This window comes from Variovorax sp. P4_B11, assembly GCF_056402355.1.
In genome coordinates this window covers 1-16,503 of record NZ_JBFUHO010000084.1, presented here as the reverse complement: position 1 = coordinate 16,503, position 16,503 = coordinate 1, and the positions used below count along the sequence as shown (strand labels likewise).

Below are 16,503 nucleotides of genomic sequence, written 5' to 3'. Positions count from 1 at the left end.
TTACCGGAGAACCGACGATGAAACGACGAACGCTCGCAGCCCTTGCCACCCTGGCGCTTTCAGCCGCGTGCCTGCCGGCGCTCGCCCAGACGCCGCCCAAGACGCTGAAGGTGGTGGCGCATGCCGACCTGAAGATCCTCGACCCGACCTTCACCACGGCCTACATCTCGCGCAACTTCGGCTACATGGTCTACGACACGCTGTTCGCGCAGGACGCGAGCGGCAAGCCGCAGCCGCAGATGGTCGAGAAGTACACGAGCTCCAAGGACGGCAAGCAGTGGAGCTTCACGCTGCGCCCGGGTCTGAAGTTTTCCGACGGCAGCGCCGTGACCTCGGCCGACGCCATCGCCTCGCTGCAGCGCTGGGCCGCGCGCGACAGCATCGGCCGCGCCATGGTGGCGGGTGGCGCCGAGTGGAAGGCCGTGGATGGGCGCACCTTCACGCTCACGCTCACCGAGCCCTTCGGCCTGGTGCTCGACGGGCTGGCCAAGCCCTCCAGCTTTCCGCCGGTGATCCTGCCGGAGCGGCTGGCCAAGATGCCCGCGACCGCGCCGCTGCCCGAGGTGATCGGCTCCGGCCCCTTCATCTTCAAGCGCGACGAGTGGGTGCCGGGCAACAAGACGGTGTTCGTGCGAAACCCCGGCTACGTGCCGCGCAGCGAACCGCCGAGCGGCCTGGCCGGCAGCAAGAAGACCACCTTCGACCGCGTGGAATGGCTTTACCTGCCCGATGCCAACAGCGCCATCGCGGCACTCAAGCGCGGCGAGGTCGACCTGGTGGAGCAGGTGCCGCCCGACTACATTGCCCCCTTGCGCACCGACCCGAGCGTGAAGATCGGCTCCGGCGGCACCTACCAGGGCTTCCTGGTGATGAACCAGTTGCTGCCGCCCTTCGACAACCCGAAGGTGCGCCAGGCGCTGCTGCAGGCCGTGAGCCAGGAACGCATCGTCGCGGCCATGGGCTATCCGCTCGACATGCGCATGAGCTACTGCCAGACCTTCTTCATCTGCGGCAGCCCCAACGAGACTGCCGCGGGCGCCGAGCCCTACCGCAAGGCCGACGTGGCCAAGGCCAGGAAAATGCTCGCAGACGCCGGCTACAAGGGCGAGAAGGTCACGCTCCTGGTGCCGAGCGACGTCACCTACCTCAACGCCGAGGCGCTGATGGCCGCGCAAACCATGCGCAGCATCGGCATGAACGTCGACGCGCAGACGATGGACTGGGCTTCCATCGGCGCACGCCGCGCCAAGCGCGACGCACCGGAGGCCGGCGGCTGGAACATGTACGTCACCGTGGCCGGCGAGTTCGACGTCAATTCGCCGATCACCAACGCCTACCTGAGCGCCGCCTGCGGCAACTCCCTGCCCGGCTGGCCCTGCGACAAGCCGCTCGACGAACTGCGCAGCGCCTGGCTCAAGGAAACGGTGCCGGCCAAGCGCAAGGAAGTGCTCGACGCCTTCCAGGCCCGCGCCTACGAGGCGGTGCCGTACATCAACGCGGGCCAGTATTCGTCCGCGTATGCCGCGCGCGCCAGCCTCAAGGGCACCGACAAGCTCTGGGCCGGCATGCCGACGGTCTGGGTGCTCGACAAATAACCGGCACCACGCTGCTTCATCATGGGCTACATCCTCCGACGATTTCTCTCGACGCTGCCCGTCATGGCGGTGGTGGCCGTGGTGGTGTTCCTGCTGATTCACCTGTCGCCCGGCGACCCGGCCGCGCTGATCGCCGGCGACCTCGCCTCCGTCGAAGACATCGAGAAGCTGCGCGCCGCGCTGGGCCTGAATCTGCCGCTGTGGCAGCAGTTCGCGATCTGGCTGGGCAAGCTCTTCACCGGCGACCTCGGCACCTCGATCTTCACGCAGGTGCCGGTGACGCAGCTGCTCGGTCAGCGGCTGGAGCCCACGGTGTCGATCGCAGTGCTGACCATGGCGATCACGCTGGTGGTGGCCGTGCCGCTGGGCACGCTCGCGGCCTATCGCGCGGGCAGCTGGATCGACCGGCTGGTGATGCTGTTCGCGGTGCTCGCCTTCTCGGTGCCGGTGTTCCTGGTCGGCTACCTGCTGATCTACGCTTTCGCGATCGAGCTGCCGTGGTTTCCGGTCCAGGGCTATGTGCATTTCTCGGAAAGCCCCGGCGACTGGCTGCGCGGCCTGGTGCTTCCCTGCGTGAACCTGGCGCTGGTGTACATCGCGCTCGTGACGCGCATGACGCGCGCCACGGTGCTCGAGGTGCTGCATGAAGACTACATCCGCACCGCGCGCGCCAAGGGCCTCGGCGTGCTGCCGGTGCTGGGCCATGCGCTGCGCAACGCGGCCATTCCCATCGCCACCACGGTGGGCGTGGGCATCGCACTGCTGATCGGCGGCGTGGTGGTGACGGAGACGGTGTTCGCCATTCCGGGCGTGGGCCGACTCGTGATCGATTCGGTACAGCGCCATGACTATCCCGTGATCCAGAGCGTGCTGCTGCTGTCGGCCGGCGTGTACGTGCTGATCAACCTGCTGATCGATCTGAGCTACCGGCTCTTCGACCCGCGCATCAATTATTAGATGACCCCCAGTCTTCGCGCACTTCGTGTCGCTTCGCCAACCCCCTTCCAGGGGGCGACACCAGCGGCCCGGCAAAGCCGGTTCCGCGGTGTCTCCCGCATCGGCCGTGCAACCAAGCTGAATCATGTCCACCTTACTGCCGACGAGTGAACACCACCTGCCCGCGCCGCCCAGCGCCACGGCCAACGACGCACCCTTCGTGCTGCCGCGCTGGCGCTGGCTGCGCAAGAACCCCACGCTCATCATCGGCGCGCTGCTGCTGGCCGCGGTGGCCGCCATCTCCATCGCCGCGCCCTGGATCGCCACCTTCGACCCGCAGGACATCGACCCGCTCGCGCGCATGCAGCCGCCCTCATCCGAGCACTGGTTCGGCACCGACGCGTTGGGCCGCGACGTGTTCAGCCGCGCGGTGTGGGGCGGACGGGTGTCGATGATCGTCGGCGCCTCGGTCGCGCTGCTGGCCACCTTCTTCGGCGTGCTGACCGGCCTGTTCGCGGGCTTCGTGCGCTGGGCCGACGGGCCGGTGATGCGCGTGATGGACGGGCTGATGGCCATTCCCGGCATCCTGCTCGCCATTGCACTCATGGCGGTGACGCGCGCCAGCCTGACGACGGTGATCGTCGCCATCACCGTGCCCGAGATTCCGCGCGTGGTGCGGCTGGTGCGCTCGCTCGCGCTCACCTTGCGCGAGCAGCTCTACGTCGAGGCCGCGCACGCGGTCGGCACGCGGCTGCCGCTGATCCTGCTGCGGCATGTGCTGCCCAACATGGTGGCGCCGCTGATCGTGCAGTCGACCTTCGTGGCCGCCGCCGCGGTGCTGACCGAGGCGGCGCTGTCCTTCCTCGGCGTCGGCGTGCCTGCGCAGACACCCAGCTGGGGCAACATGATGGCCGAGGGCCGCAACTTCGTGGCGGTGGCGTTCCACATCATCCTGTACCCGGGCCTGCTGCTGGCGGCCACGGTGCTGGCCATCAACCTGCTCGGCGACGGCCTGCGCGATGCGCTCGACCCGCGCCTGGTGCGGCAACTGTGAGCGAGGCGCCATGACGATCACGATGTCCCACACCGCGCTCGCCCCCGGCGAGCCGCTGCTCGAAGTCGACGACCTGCGCACGCACTTCCACACGCTGGCGGGCGTGGTGCGCTCGGTCGATGGCGTTTCCTACACCGTGCGCGCGGGCCGCACGCTCGGCGTGGTCGGCGAATCGGGCTGCGGCAAGAGCGTGACCGCGCTGTCGATCCTGCGGCTGGTGCCGACGCCGCCCGGGCGCCACATGGGCGCCGTGCGGCTGCGCGGCACCGACCTGATGCAGCTGAGCGAGCGCGAGATGCGGCAGATCCGCGGCAACCGCATCTCGATGATCTTCCAGGAGCCGATGACCTCGCTGAACCCGGTGCTCACCGTGGGCCGGCAGATCGCCGAGACGGTGCAGCTGCACCAGAAGGCCGGCCGCGCCGATGCGATGAAGCGCGCGGTCGAGATGCTGCGCGTGGTGCAGATCCCCGAGCCCGAGCGGCGCGTGAACGAGTACCCGCACCAACTCTCGGGCGGCATGCGCCAGCGCGTCATGATCGCGCTGGCCCTGGCCTGCAACCCCGAAGTGCTGATCGCCGACGAGCCGACGACGGCGCTGGACGTGACGATCCAGGCGCAGATCCTCGATCTCATCAAGCGGCTTCAGAAGGAGCTGGGCATGGGCGTGGTGATGATCACCCACGACCTCGGCGTGGTGGCCGAGAGCTGCGACCGCGTGGTCGTGATGTATGCCGGCAGGAAGGTCGAGGAAGCCGACGTGATCGACCTGTTCGACCGGCCGCTGCATCCCTACACGCGCGCGCTGATGGCCTCGATGCCCGGATTGAATACCGCGAGCACGCGGCTCACCGAGATCCCGGGGCTGGTGCCGGCCGCGCACGAGCTGGGACGCGGCTGCGCCTTCGCGGCGCGCTGCGGCCATGCGCGCGAGCGCTGCCGCGTGGAGACGCCGCGGCTGGTGCGGCAGGGCGGCGACCATGTGGTGGCCTGCTTTGCCGTCGAGGAACAATGGGCCGATGCGGCCGGAGTGATGGCATGACGACCGCGGCCCCGCTGCTCGAGGTGCGCGATCTGCGCAAGCACTACCTCTCTCCCAAGCGCTGGCTGCGGCCCGCGAAGCCGGCGATCCAGGCGGTCGACGGCGTGTCGTTTTCGGTCGCGCGCGGCGAGACGCTCTCGCTGGTCGGCGAATCCGGCTGCGGCAAGACGACCACGGCCAAGTCGGTGCTGCGGCTGGTCGAGCCCAGCGCAGGCTCGGTGCGGCTCGACGGCGAGGAGCTGCTGACGCTCCCGGCGAACGAGATGCGCCTGCGCCGTCGCCAGCTGCAGATCATCTTCCAGGACCCGTATGCCTCGCTGAACCCGCGCCTGACGGCCGGCGACATCGTGGCCGAGCCGCTGCGCAACTTCGGCACCGACGACGCGGCCGAGCGGCGCGAGCGCGTGCAGTGGCTGTTCTCGCGCGTCGGCCTGCGGCCCGAGGCGGCGAAGAAGTTTCCGCACGAGTTCTCGGGCGGCCAGCGGCAGCGGCTGGGCATTGCGCGCGCGCTGGCGCTGAACCCGAAGCTGATCGTCTGCGACGAACCGGTGTCGGCGCTGGACGTGTCGGTGCAGGCGCAGGTGGTGAACCTGCTGATGGATCTGCAGGCCGAGTTGGGCATCGCCTACCTGTTCGTCGCGCACGACCTCGCGGTGGTGCGCCACATCAGCCATCGCGTGGCGGTGATGTACCTCGGCCACATCGTGGAGATCGCGGACCGCGACACGCTGTTCTCGACGCCGCTGCACCCCTACACCGAGATCCTGCTGTCGGCCGTGCCCGTGCCGAACCCGCGCACGCCGGCGCGCCGCATCCTGCTGCAAGGCGATCCGCCGAGCCCCGCCAATCCACCTTCGGGGTGCCGCTTTCACACGCGCTGCCCGATGGCGCAGGCCGTGTGCAAGGAGAAGACGCCCGAGCTGACCGAGCGGCCCTCGTCGTCCAACGGCGGCCACTGGGTGGCCTGCCATTTTCGTTGAAGAAGGAATCCACATGTCCGATGCTCCGACCCACTACGACCTCCTGATTCGCGGCGGCACCGTGATCGACGGCACCAAGGCGCCGCGTTTCGATGCCGACATCGGCATCCTGAACGGCCGCATCGCCGCCGTCGGCCAGCTCGCGGGCCACACGGCCGACCAGACCCTGGACGCCACGGGCCGCATCGTCGCGCCCGGCTTCATCGACTCGCACACGCACGACGACCAGGCCGTGCTGTCGCAGGCGCAGATGCCCTTCAAGGTGTCGCAGGGCGTGACCACGGTGATCGCGGGCAACTGCGGCATCAGCGCGGCGCCGCTGCGCGCCGACATGGACCTGCCGATGCCGCTGAGCCTGCTCGACTCCCCGGCCGAAGGCCGCTTCACGACCTTTGCGGCGTACCTCGACGCACTGCGCGCCACGCCCTCGTCGGTGAACGTGGCCGCCATGGTGGGCCACTCGACCCTGCGCGCCGTGGTCATGGCCGACCTCGACCGGCCCGCGAACGATACGGAGATCGCAGCCATGCAGGCGCTGGTCGAGGAAGCCATGCAGGCCGGCGCGATCGGCCTGTCGACCGGCACCTTCTACCCGCCCGCCGTGAAGGCCACGACCGAGGAGATCATCGAGGTCGGCCGCCCGCTCACGGCGCGCAAGGCACTCTACGTGACGCACATGCGCGACGAAAGCGACCGCGTGATGGAGGCGCTCGAAGAGACCTTCCACATCGGCCGCGCGCTCGACATCCCGGTGGTGGTGTCGCACCACAAGGTGCAGAACGTGCAGAACTTCGGCAAGACCAAAGTCACGCTGCCCTTCATCAAGGAAGCGATGCAGCACCAGTGCATCGGGCTCGACTGCTACCCGTACACGGCCGGCTCCACCATGATCCGCACGGACCGCGGGATGATGGAAGGCCGCGTGCTGATCGCCTCGAGCGTGCCGCACCCCGAGTGCGCGGGCCGCGACCTGAAGGACATCGCGGCCGAATGGGGCGTGTCGGGCGAGGAGGCGGCACGGCGGCTTCAGCCCGGCAGCGCGATCTATTTCATGATGGACGAGGACGACGTGCAGCGCGTCCTCGCGTTCGACGAGACCATGATCGGCTCGGACGGCATTCCGCTCGGCGAGAAGCCGCATCCGCGGCTGTGGGGCACCTTCCCGCGTGTGCTGGGCCACTACAGCCGCGACATCGGCCTGTTCCCGCTGGAGACGGCGGTGTGGAAGATGACCGGGCTCACGGCCCGCAACTTCGGCCTGCACGAGCGCGGCACGCTGAAGCCGGGCCTCCACGCCGATGTGGTGATCTTCAACGCCGCGACGGTGCGCGACACGGCGAACTACGAAACGCCGACGCGGCCGGCCGAAGGCATCGATGCGGTGATCGTGAATGGCGCCGTCACCTGGCAGCACGGCGTGCACAGCGGAGCACGCAACGGGCAGGTGATCGCGCGCAAGGACCACAAGGAAACCACATGAGCATCGAACGCTACCCGACTCCCCTGCCTGTTCCGTTCTCGAAGGCCGTGCGCGCAGGAGCCTTTCTGTTCCTCTCGGGCGTGCTCGCGATGGATGCGCAGGCCAACATCGTCGAGGGCGGCATCCAGGCGCAGACGAAGGCCGTGCTGGAACGCGTGGCCCTCACGCTCGGCGGATGCGGCGCGCGCATCAGCGACGTGGTGCGCGTCACCGTGTGGCTGGCGGACCTGGGCGAGTTCGCCGCGTGCCGTCTTCCGCTCCGAATGCCAAGGCGAACGAGTTTGCCGGCTTGATGCCACTTGAAGCCGCAGGCTTGGCGCGTATGGCGAGGTCCTGACAACGCTCAGTCCGTCGGACAGCGGACACCGGCGAGCGGCGGGTTGTGTTCATTGGCGGACGAGCGTCTGCAGCCGTGGCGCTCGCTGCTCGAAGCCGCCACAATCGCTGCACAGTCATGTTGAACAGCGACTCTTTGGAATCAGGTCATGGACACTCGCCAGATGCGTTGCATCGTCGCCGTCGCGGATGCCGGCAGCCTGACCCGGGCTGCCGAGCAGTTGGGCCAGGCCCAGCCAGCACTGACGCAGACGCTCAATCGCATCGAGCAGGAGCTGGGCGTCAAGCTCTTCGAGCGGACGCGGCGCGGCGCCCTGTTGACGGACGCAGGGCATGCCGTCGTCGAAGACTTGCGTGCCAGCCTGGCCCATGGCGATGCGGCCGCTGACCGGGCTCGCGCGATCGCGCAGGGACGGGGCGGCAGGCTGATCGTCGGATTCGTGACGCACGCCGTCTACAAGGTGCTTCCGCATGCGCTTGATCGTTTGCGTCGCGAGTACCCCCAGGTGGCGGTGGTACTGCGGGAGATGAGCAACGCCGAACAGGTGGTGGCGCTCGAGAACGGGACGATCGACGTCGCGCTGCTCCACCCCCCGGTCTCGCTGGCGGTCAAGTTGCACGAGCGTCAGCTTGGGCACGACAAGCTCATCGCGGTGGTGCCTGCGACCTATGCCCTCGCCGAGGACGGCACTGTCTCGCTGGCCGACGTTGCCGCACAGGGGTTGGTCTGGTTTCCGGAATCGCAGATGCCCGCCTTGCGCGCCGAATTGCTGGGTGTGTTCCGTCGCCGCGGCCACGACACCAGGGTGGTGCAAGACGCCAACCGAACGCTCACCGTGCTGGCTTGCGTCGCCGCCGGCCTGGGATGGTCCCTGCTGCCGGAATCGGTGCGGGCGCTCGGGCACGAGGGTGTGCGTTACGCCACCGTGCGCGACGGCGACGAGCTTCCTCGCTTCGACCTCAGTGCGCTGTGGCGGGCGCGCTCGCGCCCCACCTTGGCGGACGTGTTCGCGGACATGCTCTAGGGCCTGTTCACCCAGGCCCTAGTCGAGACGGATGTTGTTTTCCTTGGCAACGCGCGTCCACTTGGTCATTTCCACTCTTCGGAAGGTGTCCAGCTCCGCAGGCGTCGATCCGATGGTTTCTGCCCCCAACGCCACCAGACGGGCATTGACGTCCGGCTCCTTGATGACGGCTGCGAGGGCCTTCGACACCTTGTCGATGATCGGCGCGGGTGTGCCAGCCGGCGCAAAGACGGCATTCCACTCGTACATCTCGTAGCCCGGCAATCCGGACTCCGCAATCGTCGGAACATTCGGCAGCACGGCCGACCGGCTCTTGCCCGCCACGGCGACCGCACGCAGCTTCTCGCTCTTGATGTATTGCAGCGAGGAGCCCAGGCTGGCAAAGAACACCGGAACCTGCCCCGCCATCACATCGGTGAGCGCGGGTCCGCCTCCCTTGTAGGCGACATGTGTCATGTGAGTCTTGGCCATTGAATCGAACAGTTCGGCGGCCAGATGCGGCGACGAGCCGTTGCCCGACGACGCGTAGTTGACGTCGCCAGGCTTGGCCTTGGCGCGCGCGATCAGGTCGGCCACCGTGTGCACCGGATAGGCAGGATTCACCAGCAGCACGTTGGGCACCTTGACCAGCAGCGACACCGGCGCGAACGCACCCAAGGTGTCAAAGGGCATCTTGCTGTGCAGTGCGGGGTTCTGCGCGTGATTGGACGCATCCAGCATGAGCGTGTAGCCATCCGCAGGGCTCTTCGCTGCCAGATCACCGCCGATCATGCCGCCCGCGCCACCGCGATTGTCGATCACGACGGGCTGACCGAGCCGCATGGCCAGCGGGGGCGCGACGATACGCGCGACCGCATCCACGGTACCGCCCGGCGGGTAGGTCACGATCAATTTGATCGGCCGGGTGGGATAGTCCTGCGCCGCAGCCCAGCCGCCGGTGCAGAGCGTTGCGCAAACAATCAGCGCGCGGCCAAGAACTGAAAAAGTCATGTTGTCTCTCGATTGTGATTTGGGGGCTGACGGCTGGATCTTCAGCTGAAGCGAAAAAGCGCTGCGGGCGTGTCGAAAAGAATGCGTCTGCGTGCCTCCGGATCGGGAACCCATTGGTCGAGTGCCCGCCGGGCCGACGCAAAACTGGCCCGATCCCGATGCTGCGTGTTGGGCCAGTCGCTTCCCCAGACCAGGCGTTCAGGTCCGAAATGCGCAAGCAGGGCGGTCGCTGCCGTGATGGCCTGCGCTCCCTCCTCCTGATTCCAGCTTCGATAGGCAGCCGCAAGCTTGACCCACACGCGCCCGGTCGCAGCCTGGGCCAGCAGCCATTCGAATCCGCTGTGGCTCTCTTCAACATCGCAATTCGGTCGGCCGAAGTGGTCAACGACCACCTTGCAGCCTGCGAGCAGCAGCGGCTCGACGCACTGCTTGAGATCGACCGCCTCCCGATGCACTTCCACGTGCCAATCGAGCGCCTGGAGTCTTGCAAGGAAGCCGGACCAGAGATCGCCGCGCAGGTCGGGGATGGGAAGCCCGACGAGGTTCAGACGGACGCCGCGGACACCCAGTGCGTCCAACTCCTGCAACTGCTGCGCGCTCGTCGATGGATCGAGCATGACCACGCCGCGCAAACGCGCTCGCTCGCGCCGCAAGGCGTCGAGCAAGAATGAATTGTCGGTTCCGAGGAAGCTCGGCTGCACCAGAACGCCGTGCGACACGCCCTGCCTGTCGAGGAGGGAAAGGTAATCGGCAAGCGTTGCGTCGTACGCCGGGGCATGGCGCCGGCGCGGCGCCAGCGGCAGACCGCGCACGAACACATGCGCATGACTGTCGACAGCGGTGCGCGTGGCGGACGATTCAAGCATAGCGTCGCTCGAGCGCATCGAACTCATCCTTTCGCACCAGCGCCTGGCGTTCGGCAAAGGTGGCAACCAGTCCGCTCGATTCCTCGAGTTTCCCAACGCTGTGCAAGGTCTGGAGCGCCTGCGTCATCCCGCGCACGGCGCCCTGCAGGGCGGCGTTGGCGTACAGCACCAGGCCGAAGCCCATGGCGGCGAACTCGGCCGCCGTGAGCGTGGGCGTCTTGCCGCCGATCACCACGTTGACCACTTGCGGGCACGGAATCTCCGTCGGGATGCGTCGCAGGGCCGCCAGAGATTCAGGCGCTTCGACGAAGGTGATGTCTGCACCAGCCTCCGCATAGGCGACGGCCCGCGCGATGGCTTCATCGACGCCTTCCACGCCGGCAGCGTCCGTCCGTGCAATGACCAGAAAGTCGGGGTGCCGCCGCGCATCGACCGCGGCCTTGACCTTGCCCACCATCTCCTGCTGCGTGATGATGGATTTGCCCTCGAAGTGACCGCACTTCTTCGGCATCGCCTGGTCTTCGAGCTGGATTGCGTTGGCCCCGGCGCGCTCCAGGGTGCGCACCGTATGGCGTACGTTCAGGGCGTTGCCGAAGCCTGTATCGGCATCCACGACGATGGGCAGTGCCACTGCGTCGCGGATCGCGGCGGTGTGCTGGGCAATGTCCGTCAGGCCGGCAAATCCGAGATCGGGCATGCCGTAGAAAGTGTTGGTCAGGCCGGCACCGCTCAAGTACACGGCCTCGAAGCCGAGATGCTCGATCACCCGGGCCGCCAGTGCGTTGGCTGCGCCGGGAACCATCAAGCCGCGGCGCGCATCGACAAGCTGGCGCAACCGGGTACCTGGATTGATCCCGCTCATCATTCGTCCCGCATGCCGGTCGCCTTGACGACAGCGCCAAGACGAGAGCGCTCGTCGTCGACGAACTTGACGAAGGCGGCGCGTGTACCGCCGATGGGCTCGATACCGACTTTCTTGAGTCGATCGATGACTTCAGGCGTCTTCATTGCCTTGTCCACGGCATCACTCATCTTGTCGAGAATCGCGGCTGGCGTTCCGGCCGGCGCGTGGATACCTGCCCAGTGCGCGATGCGTATGTCGCCGAAGCCTTGCTCGGTGGCCGTCGAGAGTTGCGGATAGGCAGAGATCCGCGTGGTCCACGTGTCGGCCAGGGCCTTGAGCTTCCCGCTGGTGATGTAGGGCAGCGCGACGATGCTGGCCTCGGACGTCGCCTCGACCTGCTTGCCGATCACGGCGGTGATCGACTCCGAGCCGCTCTTGTACGGCACGACATCCAGCTTTGCGCCGTATTGGGTCTGCAGGATCCCGGCCACGAAGTGCGGGGTGCTCCCGGTGCCGGCAGTTGCCCAATGGAAGCCCTGGCCCGTACGCGAAGCAGCGATGAACTCCTTGAGATCCTTGTAGGGAGCATCCGCTGCCACGAGTACGACCGAGGGCGCCAGGCCGATCATGACGACCGGCGTCAGGTCGCTGTCCTTGTACGGCAGGTGCTTCTTGATCATGCTGTTCGAGATCACGCCCGCCGCGCTGACCAGGAACGTGTAGCCGTCGGGCGCCGACTTGGCAGCGATGTCGGCGCCGAGGCTGGTGGCACCACCGGGTTTGTTCTCGACGATGACGGGCTGCCCCAGCGCCTTGGATGCGCCTTCCGCGGCAACCCGTGCCATCAGATCATTGGCGCCCCCGGCCGAGAAAGGCACGATCAGCCGTATCGGCTTGACCGGCCAGGCGGGCGGGGTCTGTGCGAATGCGCAGTGGCTGGTGGCGGCGATGGCCAGTCCGCACCAGAAGCCAATGCGAAGCGTCGTTGTCATGGTGGAGGTCTCCGTCAGATTTGTAGCTCAGGGAAGAGCCAGTATCGGGAGGAGCATCTATCTTCGGAACCACCAATTCTGTTCAGTTTCGATAAGCCTTCCTTATGACGATGCGACGCGGGCATCAGGACATTCATGCGTGGCCGGGCATCCGCAGCGCCGACTTCCTCTAAGCGAGCAGTCACCGAGGATCCCAATGAAACAGTCCGCCGCCGAGCGGCCCGACCCAACGACCCAGCGCAAGGCCGCCATCGCCCGTGGCGTCGCCTTTGACCACACAGGCAAGGTCCTGGTCGAGCCGATCCCGAACTTCGACCTCGATCGCACCAGTTTCAAGACCCTCGAGGGCAATGCCGCCCGCTTCGTGATGACCACCCGGGTGGGCAAGGAGGTCCACTGGGACGCCGCTGCCGCCCAGGCAGTGCAGGCCGAGTATGCGGCCGCCCGCGCGGTGCACCCGCTCCCCGAGGTGAGCCCGGCGCTGATGTAGTTCCTGGTGAGCGAGTGCGACCTCGATGTGGAGCACGCCGACGGCTCGTTTCTACCAGCTCATCCACCTGGTGGACTTCCTCCCGGTGGCGAACTGGTCGGCACACCAGAACGACACCTCGTTCATCCTGTTCCGCGATCTTTACGACCTGCTCGAGGGGGCCGGCAAGCGAGAGGCGATCGTGGGCTACACGCCAACCTCACGCTCTCGCAAGCTGGAGGGCGAGCCGCTGGGCGCAGGCGCCTGGCTCACCACGCTGGTCCCGGTGAGTGTCAGCGAACGGGTGGCGGCCAAGTCGGTCGCCCGCTTCTCGGAGCGCATCGGGCACACCCTCGACTACCGGATCGCCTGGGCCTGATCCGACGGTAGATTCGTCCCGGCGGAGAGTGTCGATGCGTGCGTCGGATCGCTTGGTCCAAATCGCCTATTCGGCGTACTGGACTGCCCCCGACCCGCCGTCGCTGCTCATGGCCGACCGCCGAATTCCGCAACGGTCCGCTTCGTTGGAAGCTGACCGACCGCATGGCCCGAAGCTCCGATTCGCGCCATGCGGAAGCGGTATTCGCGGACGATTTCGCCCTGACTGCCCGTTTCCACCCCGACGCCGAATTCACGACGATCTCGGCGAAGGTCTCGCTCTTGGAGGTGGCCGCGCGCGATGGCTTGTGTCTGCTCGGTGCGGCGCGCAGAATCGTGCTGCCAGTTTGGAGGAATGGATCATGACGATTCCGTACTTTGTCTTGACGACCGATCAGCGCGAAGTTCCTCTGAACGTGCTTGGCACGCAAGTCACGGTGCTTGCGTCGAATGCGGCAACACAGAGCTATGGGATCACTTTTCAACAGGGGGACGAGGGAACCGGTCCGCCTCCGCATAGCCACGACTGGGACGAATCCTTCTACGTCCTCGACGGCGAGATCAGCTTTCTGTGCGACGGCCGCGCCCACACCTGTCAACCTGGAACGCTCGTGCATGTACCGCGCGGAACTGTGCACGGCTTTCAGTACGGCAAGGGTGGTGGCCGGATGCTTGAGATCACCGGGCAGAACGCCTTGGCCGCCCAAATGTTCACCGCCGTCGACCACGAGATTCCGGTGGGCTCACTCGATATTCCAAAGCTGCTGGCCGTTCTCGATCGCCACGGTGTGACTGTCGCAGCCTGAACGACACCCGAGGCTGCGTCCAGCGTCTGCCGAAACTATCGAAGCGCGCCGGGCGCTATGTCGATGCTCGCTCGAAGGTCCGCTTCTCCAGACGCCGAACTAGCGTTCCGGGCCCGTTGCTGACATACGAATCGATCGGCAGCGGACGTTCAAGCGCCTGGGAAACTTGTGAGGCTGCGACGCGCCTTCGGCGAGCCGTTCGCGTTAAACAAGCGAAGGCGGTCGCTTCACAAAGCGATCTCACCTCGCTGCCCAGAACCATGTTGTCAAAGCATGCGGCCCGTCGTCCATGCCACCGCGTATGTTGCCTGCGCATGGCGCTGCATCTCGTCCCGCGATCGCCCAGTGGGGGCGAACCCGGTTCGATCGCGGAGGCTCAGCCGGTTCAACGGAAGTGCAGCAAGGCCAAGCTGCCGGCGAGGCTGCGCAGCGTAAGCCGATGTGGGTGCGGTGCAATACCGGCCAGGCCTGCGGTTCGATGCGGCGAATCACACGATGTAATCCTGCGGTTGATCGTGACCGCCCAACCCATATTACGGGGAATCGCCCGTCGGTTCAATGGGTACGTACGGAAGCGATGCCCGCTACGATGCTACGCACGACCGCCGAGTGTCGGACGCCGGATCCACCTACTCCAGGAGACCCACAAATGGCCGATCTAATGTCCATGCTGATGGACCTGTTCTCCGCGGAGGAACCGCCGGAGGTGCTGGGCCGCCGTATCCAGCAGAGCCTGCAGGTGATCCTGGCGGGCCTCGACGGACGCGAGACCTTGTCGGAAGCAGACACCGAGACATTGCGACGCGAACTGCGCACGCTACTGAAGCTCGAAGGCATCCAGATCGCCGCCGCCGAGATCGACAAGGCGGAGCAGGTGTTGCAGTACATGCTGCGACCGAACATCGAGGAATGCCTCAACCTCTGGTTCGGCAAGTCCGAGCAGACCGACCAGGAGATCTGGACCCGCTTCGGCGCCGATGTCGCGCTGGCCGCCAAGGGCCACTACGACCACTGGGCACTCGACGTCGACCACCCGCGCCTGCTGGTGGCGCTGGTCATCATCCTCGACCAGTTCCCGCGTAACTTGTACCGCGACACGCCGCAGATGTACGCCTGCGATGCGCGTTGCCGCGACCTCGTGAAGCGCGGCCTGCGCGTCGGCGTGGCCGAGCGGCTGCGCCCGGTCGAAAGGGTCTTCCTGTGCCTGGTCCTGACCCACTCCGAGGCGCTCGACGACCAGCACCTGTGCATGGAGGAATGGGGGCGTGCGATGCTTGAACTGGCGTCCGACGACCCGCTCAACGCATTCCACGAGATCTTCCACCGCCACGTCGCCGTGATCCAGCGCTTCGGCCGCTTTCCCCACCGCAACAAGGTGCTGCAACGCGCCAACACGGCGGCCGAGAACGACTTCCTCGACAACAGCTCGTTCCGCTTCGATCTGCCGCTGGTGCGCGGCCCGGACGGCGACTTCGTCTTCGCGGGCTCGGTGAAGCGGCGCATCGTGAAGCTGCTCGACCATGAATACCGGACGCTGCTGCCGGATGTCGACGAGGCCCCGCACGGCGCCTTCGAGTTCAAGTACCTCGGGCCGGACAGGGTCTTCAGCAAGACACAGGAACAGCTCAAGAAACAGGGCTACATCCGCATCGGCGACAGCGTGCCCGACTTCCATGCCGAGACCAGCCTGGGCCCCATCGACTTCCACGCCTTCATCGGCGAGTGCTGGTGCGTGCTGTTTTCGCACCCTGCCGATTTCACGCCGGTGTGCACCACCGAGCTCGGCGTCACCGCCAAGCTGGCGCCCGAATGGAGCGCGCGCAACGCCAAGGTGATCGGCCTCAGCGTGGACAGCACCGAGGACCACGCGCGCTGGATGGTCGACATCAACGAGACCCAGAACACGACCGTCAACTTCCCGATCATCGCGGACAAGGAACGCCGCGTGTCTATGCTGTTCGGCATGCTCGATCCGACCACCTTCCGTCACGGCGAGCATCTCGGCGAGACCATGACGGTGCGCAGCGTGTTCATCATTTCGCCGGCCAAACGGGTCGAGCTGATCATCACCTACCCGGCCTTTATCGGCCGTAGCTTCGACGAGATCCTGCGCGTGCTCGATGCACTGCAACTCTCGGCCCGGCACCATGTCGCGACGCCCGCCAACTGGCACCCGGGCGACGACACGGTTGTGCTGCCGTTCATCTCGGACGAGGAAGCCGAACAGATGTTCGCTGAGCAGGGCGGCTTCCGCAAGGTGCGTCCCTATCTTCGCTACGTACGCGATCCGTCGTTGCGCATCTTCTGATTCATCAATCTGGCCAATGCACCAAATTAGTCGGCCGCGGCCGCGCGTTGTCCGACTCGGCGCGCCTCGTAGCATCGGGCCGCAGCCTGCCGACAAGGCGCTAAGCGTCCGTTCAACGCAAATTCTCAGACGACTTCGAATGACTCCTCCTGGCCGCAAGGTGCCGGACGCAAGATTCAGCCGCACGCATTGGTGCGAGGCGGTGCGTCGGGAATCATGTTCTCTCTTTGAGATGTGACCACGCCCAGCCGAACAGCGTGGCGACCAGGAATGGATAGGCGAAGAACGGCAACGGTGCCGACAAGGGCGTGAGTTGGCGTCCGGCAAAGATTTCCATTGCCACGAGCGCGAACAACGCCGACGCGATGAACCCGACCGCCCTGACCAGCTTGGGCATGATGT

General features: G+C 66.5%; 18 protein-coding genes and 1 pseudogene. 14 read left to right on the top strand and 5 right to left on the bottom strand.

The window, feature by feature from the left end:
- Positions 1-17: 17 nt before the first annotated feature.
- The 8 genes from AC1DYD_RS37280 (at position 18) to AC1DYD_RS37245 (ending at position 8,448) form a co-directional block, all read left to right on the top strand.
- Positions 18-1,595, top strand: coding sequence for an ABC transporter substrate-binding protein (locus tag AC1DYD_RS37280; protein WP_478177768.1), 1,578 nt, complete (start codon positions 18-20; stop codon positions 1,593-1,595).
- Positions 1,596-1,616: 21 nt separating this feature from the next.
- On the top strand, positions 1,617-2,552 hold the full coding sequence (locus AC1DYD_RS37275) for an ABC transporter permease (protein WP_478177767.1): 936 nt from the start codon (positions 1,617-1,619) through the stop codon (positions 2,550-2,552).
- 124 nt (positions 2,553-2,676) lie between these two features.
- Positions 2,677-3,585: an ABC transporter permease gene (locus AC1DYD_RS37270; RefSeq protein ID WP_478177766.1), complete on the top strand. Its 909-nt coding sequence runs from the start codon at positions 2,677-2,679 to the stop codon at positions 3,583-3,585.
- Between the two features lie 10 nt (positions 3,586-3,595).
- Complete coding sequence (locus tag AC1DYD_RS37265; RefSeq protein ID WP_478177765.1) at positions 3,596-4,627, top strand: ABC transporter ATP-binding protein; 1,032 nt, start codon at positions 3,596-3,598, stop codon at positions 4,625-4,627.
- Complete coding sequence (locus tag AC1DYD_RS37260; protein WP_478177764.1) at positions 4,624-5,607, top strand: ABC transporter ATP-binding protein; 984 nt, start codon at positions 4,624-4,626, stop codon at positions 5,605-5,607. The genes AC1DYD_RS37265 and AC1DYD_RS37260 overlap by 4 nt, the downstream gene beginning before the upstream one ends.
- Positions 5,608-5,620: 13 nt before the next feature.
- A complete protein-coding gene (locus tag AC1DYD_RS37255) occupies positions 5,621-7,087 on the top strand; it encodes an N-acyl-D-amino-acid deacylase family protein (RefSeq protein ID WP_478177763.1) in 1,467 nt (488 codons plus the stop codon).
- On the top strand, positions 7,084-7,380 hold the full coding sequence (locus AC1DYD_RS37250; RefSeq protein ID WP_478177762.1) for a RidA family protein: 297 nt from the start codon (positions 7,084-7,086) through the stop codon (positions 7,378-7,380). The genes AC1DYD_RS37255 and AC1DYD_RS37250 overlap by 4 nt, the downstream gene beginning before the upstream one ends.
- Positions 7,381-7,572: 192 nt before the next feature.
- The gene (locus tag AC1DYD_RS37245) at positions 7,573-8,448 is read left to right on the top strand and encodes a LysR family transcriptional regulator (RefSeq protein ID WP_478177761.1); all 876 of its coding nucleotides are present in this window, start codon (positions 7,573-7,575) and stop codon (positions 8,446-8,448) included.
- A gap of 18 nt (positions 8,449-8,466) precedes the next feature.
- Here the strand turns inward: AC1DYD_RS37245 and AC1DYD_RS37240 are convergent, their stop codons facing one another.
- The 4 genes from AC1DYD_RS37240 to AC1DYD_RS37225 are packed head-to-tail and all read right to left on the bottom strand — an operon-like array spanning position 8,467 to position 12,140.
- Positions 8,467-9,438, bottom strand: a complete 972-nt coding sequence (locus AC1DYD_RS37240; protein ID WP_478177760.1) for a tripartite tricarboxylate transporter substrate binding protein — start codon at positions 9,436-9,438, stop codon at positions 8,467-8,469.
- A gap of 41 nt (positions 9,439-9,479) precedes the next feature.
- Positions 9,480-10,304 carry an amidohydrolase family protein gene (locus AC1DYD_RS37235; protein ID WP_478177759.1) on the bottom strand — a complete coding sequence of 275 codons (825 nt, stop codon included), beginning with the start codon at positions 10,302-10,304 and terminating at the stop codon, positions 9,480-9,482.
- Entirely contained in the window at positions 10,297-11,166 is an 870-nt protein-coding gene (locus AC1DYD_RS37230) for an isocitrate lyase/PEP mutase family protein (RefSeq protein ID WP_478177773.1), read from the bottom strand. The genes AC1DYD_RS37235 and AC1DYD_RS37230 overlap by 8 nt, the downstream gene beginning before the upstream one ends.
- On the bottom strand, positions 11,166-12,140 hold the full coding sequence (locus AC1DYD_RS37225) for a Bug family tripartite tricarboxylate transporter substrate binding protein (RefSeq protein ID WP_478177758.1): 975 nt from the start codon (positions 12,138-12,140) through the stop codon (positions 11,166-11,168). Before AC1DYD_RS37225 ends, AC1DYD_RS37230 begins: the two co-directional genes overlap by 1 nt.
- 196 nt (positions 12,141-12,336) lie before the next feature.
- Here AC1DYD_RS37225 and AC1DYD_RS37220 point away from each other — a divergent pair, with 196 nt between their 5' ends.
- The 6 genes and pseudogenes from AC1DYD_RS37220 to AC1DYD_RS37195 all read left to right on the top strand — a co-directional run bounded on the left by AC1DYD_RS37220 (position 12,337) and on the right by AC1DYD_RS37195 (position 16,101).
- The gene (locus tag AC1DYD_RS37220; RefSeq protein WP_478177757.1) at positions 12,337-12,630 is read left to right on the top strand and encodes a hypothetical protein; all 294 of its coding nucleotides are present in this window, start codon (positions 12,337-12,339) and stop codon (positions 12,628-12,630) included.
- 25 nt (positions 12,631-12,655) lie between these two features.
- Positions 12,656-12,988: a hypothetical protein gene (locus AC1DYD_RS37215; RefSeq protein ID WP_478177756.1), complete on the top strand. Its 333-nt coding sequence runs from the start codon at positions 12,656-12,658 to the stop codon at positions 12,986-12,988.
- Between the two features lie 164 nt (positions 12,989-13,152).
- Complete coding sequence (locus tag AC1DYD_RS37210; RefSeq protein WP_478177755.1) at positions 13,153-13,353, top strand: hypothetical protein; 201 nt, start codon at positions 13,153-13,155, stop codon at positions 13,351-13,353.
- Positions 13,350-13,793, top strand: coding sequence for a cupin domain-containing protein (locus tag AC1DYD_RS37205; RefSeq protein ID WP_478177754.1), 444 nt, complete (start codon positions 13,350-13,352; stop codon positions 13,791-13,793). Before AC1DYD_RS37210 ends, AC1DYD_RS37205 begins: the two co-directional genes overlap by 4 nt.
- Positions 13,794-14,082: 289 nt before the next feature.
- Positions 14,083-15,204, top strand: a pseudogene (locus AC1DYD_RS37200) (DUF924 family protein); the annotation flags it as partial.
- Between the two features lie 231 nt (positions 15,205-15,435).
- Positions 15,436-16,101, top strand: a complete 666-nt coding sequence (locus AC1DYD_RS37195) for a peroxiredoxin (protein WP_340364162.1) — start codon at positions 15,436-15,438, stop codon at positions 16,099-16,101.
- Between the two features lie 214 nt (positions 16,102-16,315).
- Here the strand turns inward: AC1DYD_RS37195 and AC1DYD_RS37190 are convergent.
- Positions 16,316-16,503, bottom strand: a 188-nt coding sequence (locus tag AC1DYD_RS37190) for a hypothetical protein (protein WP_478177068.1), incomplete at its 5' end; no start/stop codon positions are given.